We start from the raw sequence: 7204 nt of genomic DNA on the forward strand, positions 1-7204 counted from the left end.
ACACCTCGACACATGAAGGAGCACCAGGACCGTGAGCGACATCCTCGACGAGCTGCAGTGGCGGGGGCTGGTGGCGCAGACCACCGACGAGTCCGCGCTGCGGGAGGCACTCGCCGACGGGCCGGTCACGCTCTATTGCGGCTTCGACCCCACCGCGCCGAGCCTGCACATCGGCAACCTCGTGCAGCTCATCACGATGCGGCACCTCCAGCGGGCGGGCCACCGGGTGCTGTGTCTGGTCGGCGGGTCCACGGGCCTCATCGGTGACCCGAAGTCGACCTCGGAGCGCGACCTGCACGACCCCGAGACGGTGGCCGACTGGGTCAAGCGGATCCAGCAGCAGGTGCAGCCGTTCCTCGACTTCGACGGCGACAACCCCGCGGTGATGGTCAACAACCTGGACTGGACGGCGCCGATGACGGCGCTGGAGTTCCTGCGCGACGTCGGCCGGCACTTCCGGGTCAACCACATGATCAAGAAGGACGCCATCTCGGCGCGGCTCAACACCGAGCAGGGCATCTCCTACACCGAGTTCAGCTACCAGCTGCTGCAGGGGATGGACTACCTGCACCTGTTCCGGGAGTACGGCTGCACCTTGCAGACCGGGGGAGCGGACCAGTGGGGCAACCTGACGGCCGGCTCCGACCTCATCCACCGGGTGGAGGGGAAGTCGGTGCACCTGCTGACGACCCCGCTGATCACCAAGGCCGACGGGTCGAAGTTCGGCAAGACCGAGTCGGGCACCGTGTGGCTCGACCCGGACATGATGTCGCCGTACGCCTTCTACCAGTTCTGGGTCAACGCCGAGGACGCCTCGGTGATCTCGTACCTCAAGGTCTTCACCGACCGCGGCCCGGACGAGATCACTCGGCTCGAGCAGTCGCTGGCCGAGAAGCCGTTCCTGCGGGAGGCCCAGAAGGCGTTGGCCGCCGACGTGACGACGCTCGTCCACGGCGCCGAGCACACGGCGGCCGTGCAGGCGGCGTCGGAGGCGCTGTTCGGGAAGGGCGACGTGACGAGCCTGGACGAGCGCACCCTGCTCGACGCCACGTCGGAGCTCCCGGGGGGTGAGGTCTCCGTCGGCAGCTCGGTGGTCGACGCCCTGGTCGCTGCCGGGCTGGTGGAGTCGCGCAAGGCCGCCAGGCGGGCCATCGCCGAGGGCGGAGCCTCGCTCAACAACGCCAAGGTGACCGACCCCGAGGCCGTGCTGGGGGAGGGGGACTTCCTCCACGGCCGGGTCGCCCTGCTCCGGCGCGGTCGCAAGTCCCTCGCGGCCGCCCGTCGGGTGGGCTGAGCGCCCGACCTGGTGGACGACCTGGGTGAGTGACCTCCCTGAAGGCCCGGTGTGTGCAGCGCGCACACCGGGCCTTCGTGGGTCCGGGAGCCTGCTCTGAGGGGGTCACAGGCCGCTGACCTGCGGATTTGTCTTTTTCCAGACCGTCCCCGTAATGTTCTCTTCGTCAGCCCGACAGGGAGGAACGGACACCACCGCGGTCACCACCGCGAAGCAGGCCGGTCCCGGGGCAGACACCACCAGACCACAGCCTGGCGCCGAGACTATCGGTTCCGTCAGGCGGTCACTCCAGCGCCTGGCGCCGGACGGTGGCTCGTCAGGATGCGCGACCACACTCCGCAGAGCGGATTTGGAAGCCAGCAGGGCGAGGAAGTAACGTAGTCGAGGCCCCGGACGCCGAAGCGAAACGCTGAGGCTGATGGTGTGCGTCCGAACCTTGAGAACTCAACAGCGTGTCAAAAATCGATGCCAATTACCTCGTCTCGAGGTGGCGGCGAACCGGGCTAAAGGTCTGGGGATGCGGTCATGTCGAACGAAAATCCTTTGGTTGACAATGAATTTCTAGCAATGGCTAGTTGTTCTTGCTCAGTCAGTGAAACAACCCTTCTTGGGTAGCAGTTTCGTGGTCTTCGGGTCACGAGCTAAACATCAATGGAGAGTTTGATCCTGGCTCAGGACGAACGCTGGCGGCGTGCTTAACACATGCAAGTCGAACGGTGATCCAGGAGCTTGCTCCTGGTGATCAGTGGCGAACGGGTGAGTAACACGTGAGTAACCTGCCCCTGACTCTGGAATAACCCCGGGAAACCGGAGCTAATACCGGATATGACACCAATCCGCATGGGTATGGTGTGGAAAGTCTTTCGGTCTGGGATGGACTCGCGGCCTATCAGCTTGTTGGTGAGGTAATGGCTCACCAAGGCGACGACGGGTAGCCGGCCTGAGAGGGCGACCGGCCACACTGGGACTGAGACACGGCCCAGACTCCTACGGGAGGCAGCAGTGGGGAATATTGCACAATGGGCGAAAGCCTGATGCAGCGACGCCGCGTGAGGGATGACGGCCTTCGGGTTGTAAACCTCTTTCAGCAGGGAAGAAGCGCAAGTGACGGTACCTGCAGAAGAAGCACCGGCTAACTACGTGCCAGCAGCCGCGGTAATACGTAGGGTGCGAGCGTTGTCCGGAATTATTGGGCGTAAAGAGCTTGTAGGCGGCTTGTCGCGTCTGCTGTGAAAATCCGAGGCTCAACCTCGGACTTGCAGTGGGTACGGGCAGGCTAGAGTGTGGTAGGGGAGACTGGAATTCCTGGTGTAGCGGTGAAATGCGCAGATATCAGGAGGAACACCGATGGCGAAGGCAGGTCTCTGGGCCACTACTGACGCTGAGAAGCGAAAGCATGGGGAGCGAACAGGATTAGATACCCTGGTAGTCCATGCCGTAAACGTTGGGAACTAGGTGTGGGTCTCATTCCACGAGATCCGTGCCGCAGCTAACGCATTAAGTTCCCCGCCTGGGGAGTACGGCCGCAAGGCTAAAACTCAAAGGAATTGACGGGGGCCCGCACAAGCGGCGGAGCATGCGGATTAATTCGATGCAACGCGAAGAACCTTACCAAGGCTTGACATATGCGAGAACGCTGCAGAGATGCAGAACTCTTTGGACACTCGCATACAGGTGGTGCATGGTTGTCGTCAGCTCGTGTCGTGAGATGTTGGGTTAAGTCCCGCAACGAGCGCAACCCTCGTTCTATGTTGCCAGCACGTGATGGTGGGGACTCATAGGAGACTGCCGGGGTCAACTCGGAGGAAGGTGGGGATGACGTCAAATCATCATGCCCCTTATGTCTTGGGCTTCACGCATGCTACAATGGCCGGTACAAAGGGCTGCGAAACCGTGAGGTGGAGCGAATCCCAAAAAACCGGTCTCAGTTCGGATTGGGGTCTGCAACTCGACCCCATGAAGTCGGAGTCGCTAGTAATCGCAGATCAGCAACGCTGCGGTGAATACGTTCCCGGGCCTTGTACACACCGCCCGTCAAGTCACGAAAGTCGGTAACACCCGAAGCCGGTGGCCCAACCCCTTGTGGGAGGGAGCTGTCGAAGGTGGGACTGGCGATTGGGACTAAGTCGTAACAAGGTAGCCGTACCGGAAGGTGCGGCTGGATCACCTCCTTTCTAAGGAGCACTGGTCGCGCAAGCGATCCAGAGCCCGGTCTGTCCCCGAGTGTGGGGCAGCGGGTGCTCAAGGGTGGAACATCGATTAGTTGGCGCTGACACCGTCTCGTGTCGCAAGTACAAGCTCTTCCTCCGTCGTTGATGGGGGCAGGGCAGTGGAACGCGGTGGGGGGTGGGGGAGGCGCCTGGCACGTTGTTGGGTCCTGAAGGCTCGGGCGAAAGCCTCCTTCGGGTCGTCTTGGACGGCTTATCGGACCCTCACTGCGGTCGAACCGCCACACGGTCAGCTCCTGGTCACCTTGATGGGTGAAGAGGGGTTGGTGTGGTAGGCGCCGGTTGTGTGGGGGGCCGCCCGTTTTTTGAGAACTGCACAGTGGACGCGAGCATCTTTGTGGCTCAAGTTTTTAAGGGCACACGGTGGATGCCTTGGCACCAGGAACCGATGAAGGGCGTAGGAATCTGCGATAAGCCTCGGGGAGTCGATAACCAGACTGTGATCCGAGGATGCCCGAATGGGGAAACCCGGCTGGAGGCAAGTCCAGTCACCCTCGTCTGAACACATAGGGCGATGGGAGGGAACGTGGGGAAGTGAAACATCTCAGTACCCACAGGAAGAGAAAGCAACCGCGATTCCGTGAGTAGTGGCGAGCGAAAGCGGATCAGGCCAAACCGTATCTGTGTGATACCTGTCAGGGGTTGCAGGTACGGGGTTGTGGGACGTCTTGGTCAGCGCTGACACGCTGGCAGGGAGTTACAAATGCGTGTGATAGTCGAAGGGCATTGAAAGGCCCGGCACAGAGGGTGCTACCCCCGTAGACGAAATCGCGACGCACTCCCAAGACCCATCCCAAGTAGCACGGGGCCCGAGAAATCCCGTGTGAATCTGGCGGGACCACCCGCTAAGCCTAAATATTCCCTGGTGACCGATAGCGGACAAGTACCGTGAGGGAAAGGTGAAAAGTACCCCGGGAGGGGAGTGAAATAGATCCTGAAACCGTGTGCCTACAATCCGTCGGAGCCTCCTTGTGGGGTGACGGCGTGCCTTTTGAAGAATGAGCCTGCGAGTTAGTGCTCCGTGGCGAGGTTAACCCGTGTGGGGAAGCCGTAGCGAAAGCGAGTCCGAATAGGGCGTTTTAGTCGCGGGGTCTAGACCCGAAGCGGAGTGATCTACCCATGGCCAGGTTGAAGCGACGGTAAGACGTCGTGGAGGACCGAACCCACTTAGGTTGAAAACTGAGGGGATGAGCTGTGGGTAGGGGTGAAAGGCCAATCAAACTCCGTGATAGCTGGTTCTCCCCGAAATGCATTTAGGTGCAGCGTCACGTGTTTCTTACCGGAGGTAGAGCTACTGGATAGCTAATGGGCCTCACCAGGTTACTGACGTTAGCCAAACTCCGAATGCCGGTAAGTGAGAGCGTGGCAGTGAGACTGCGGGGGATAAGCTCCGTAGTCGAGAGGGAAACAGCCCAGACCACCAGCTAAGGTCCCTAAGCGTGTGCTAAGTGGGAAAGGATGTGGAGTTGCATTGACAACCAGGAGGTTGGCTTAGAAGCAGCCACCCTTTAAAGAGTGCGTAATAGCTCACTGGTCAAGTGATTCCGCGCCGACAATGTAGCGGGGCTCAAGCACACCACCGAAGCTGTGGCATTGACATATTTGCTCGGCACCGACACCTGCGGGTTCGGTGTCCAGGCGTGTTGATGGGTAGGGGAGCGTCGTGTGGCCAGGGAAGCGGCGGAGTGATCCAGCCGTGGAGGCCACACGAGTGAGAATGCAGGCATGAGTAGCGAATGACGGGCGAGAAACCCGTCCGCCGAATAACCAAGGGTTCCAGGGTCAAGCTAATCTGCCCTGGGTAAGTCGGGACCTAAGGCGAGGCCGACAGGCGTAGTCGATGGACATCCGGTTGATATTCCGGAACCGGCGAAGAACCGCCCATGATGAACCTAGTGATGCTAAGCGCCCGAAGCCGCCGGCACCGACCCTTCGGGGAAGGACTGGTGGTGGAGCGCGCGACCCGATCTAGTAGTAGTCAAGCGATGGAGAGACGCAGGAAGGTAGCCTCCGCGTGGCGATGGTAGTCCACGTCCAAGGGTGTAGGGAGCGACATAGGCAAATCCGTGTCGCACATATCCTGAGACCTGATAGTGACCGCGTATGCGGGAAGCAGGGTGATCCTATGCTGCCAAGAAAATCTTCTAGCGAGGTTCGAGCCGCCCGTACCCCAAACCGACTCAGGTGGTTAGGTAGAGAATACCAAGGCGATCGAGTGAATCGTGGTTAAGGAACTCGGCAAAATGCCCCCGTAACTTCGGGAGAAGGGGGGCCCGGACCCTGAAGGAGCTTGCCTCCTAGGGTGAAGGGCCGCAGAGACCAGGGAGAAGCGACTGTTTACTAAAAACACAGGTCCGTGCGAAGTCGCAAGACGATGTATACGGACTGACGCCTGCCCGGTGCTGGAAGGTTAAGAGGACCGGTTAGCTCTTCGGAGCGAAGCTGAGAATTTAAGCCCCAGTAAACGGCGGTGGTAACTATAACCATCCTAAGGTAGCGAAATTCCTTGTCGGGTAAGTTCCGACCTGCACGAATGGCGTAACGACTTCTCCACTGTCTCAACCACGAACTCGGCGAAATTGCACTACGAGTAAAGATGCTCGTTACGCGCAGCAGGACGGAAAGACCCCGGGACCTTTACTACAGCTTGGTATTGGTGTTCGGTACGGCTTGTGTAGGATAGGTGGGAGACTGTGAAGCATGCACGCCAGTGTGTGTGGAGTCAACGTTGAAATACCACTCTGGTCGTTCTGGATATCTAACCTCGGTCCGTGATCCGGATCAGGGACAGTGCCTGGTGGGTAGTTTAACTGGGGCGGTTGCCTCCTAAAAGGTAACGGAGGCGCCCAAAGGTTCCCTCAGCCTGGTTGGCAATCAGGTTTTGAGTGTAAGTGCACAAGGGAGCTTGACTGTGAGACAGGCATGTCGAGCAGGGACGAAAGTCGGGACTAGTGATCCGGCGGTGGCTTGTGGAAGCGCCGTCGCTCAACGGATAAAAGGTACCCCGGGGATAACAGGCTGATCTTGCCCAAGAGTCCATATCGACGGCATGGTTTGGCACCTCGATGTCGGCTCGTCGCATCCTGGGGCTGGAGTAGGTCCCAAGGGTTGGGCTGTTCGCCCATTAAAGCGGTACGCGAGCTGGGTTTAGAACGTCGTGAGACAGTTCGGTCCCTATCCGCTGTGCGCGTAGGAAACTTGAGAAGGGCTATCCCTAGTACGAGAGGACCGGGATGGACGAACCTCTGGTGTGTCAGTTGTCCTGCCAAGGGCACCGCTGATTAGCTACGTTCGGAAGTGATAACCGCTGAAAGCATCTAAGCGGGAAGCACGCTTCAAGATGAGGTTTCCACGGGGCTTGCCCCGAGAGGCTCCCAGCTAGACTACTGGGTTGATAGGCCAGATGTGGAAGTGCAGCAATGCATGCAGCTGACTGGTACTAATAGGCCGACAACTTGACTACACACTTCTGCTGAAAAGGCAGAGAAGATTGCTTCGCGTCCACTGTGCGGTTCCCGAGAAACGGTCGGGAACACCTGATTGACATCTCCATAGAGTTTCGGCTGTCATAGCGAAGGGGAAACGCCCGGTCCCATTCCGAACCCGGAAGCTAAGCCCTTCAGCGCCGATGGTACTGCACTGGTGACGGTGTGGGAGAGTAGGACGCAGCCGAACATACTTT

1 protein-coding gene and 3 rRNA genes are annotated in these 7204 nt (G+C 59.6%); all 4 read left to right on the forward strand.

Going from position 1 to position 7204, the window contains the following annotated elements:
• Positions 1–31: 31 nt before the first annotated feature.
• Positions 32–1294: a tyrosine--tRNA ligase gene (gene tyrS, locus BMW78_RS19520; protein ID WP_091763120.1), complete on the forward strand. Its 1263-nt coding sequence runs from the start codon at positions 32–34 to the stop codon at positions 1292–1294.
• A 648-nt stretch (positions 1295–1942) separates the two neighbouring features.
• Positions 1943–3468, forward strand: a 16S ribosomal RNA gene (locus BMW78_RS19525).
• A gap of 394 nt (positions 3469–3862) precedes the next feature.
• A 23S ribosomal RNA gene (locus BMW78_RS19530) occupies positions 3863–6985 on the forward strand.
• A gap of 95 nt (positions 6986–7080) precedes the next feature.
• Positions 7081–7197: ribosomal RNA gene (rrf, locus tag BMW78_RS19535) — 5S ribosomal RNA — on the forward strand.
• The 16S, 23S and 5S rRNA genes sit together here, the layout of an rRNA operon.
• The last annotated feature ends 7 nt before the right edge of the window (positions 7198–7204 follow it).

Source organism: Pedococcus cremeus (assembly GCF_900111375.1).
GTDB classification, from domain to species: Bacteria; Actinomycetota; Actinomycetes; order Actinomycetales; family Dermatophilaceae; genus Pedococcus_A; species Pedococcus_A cremeus.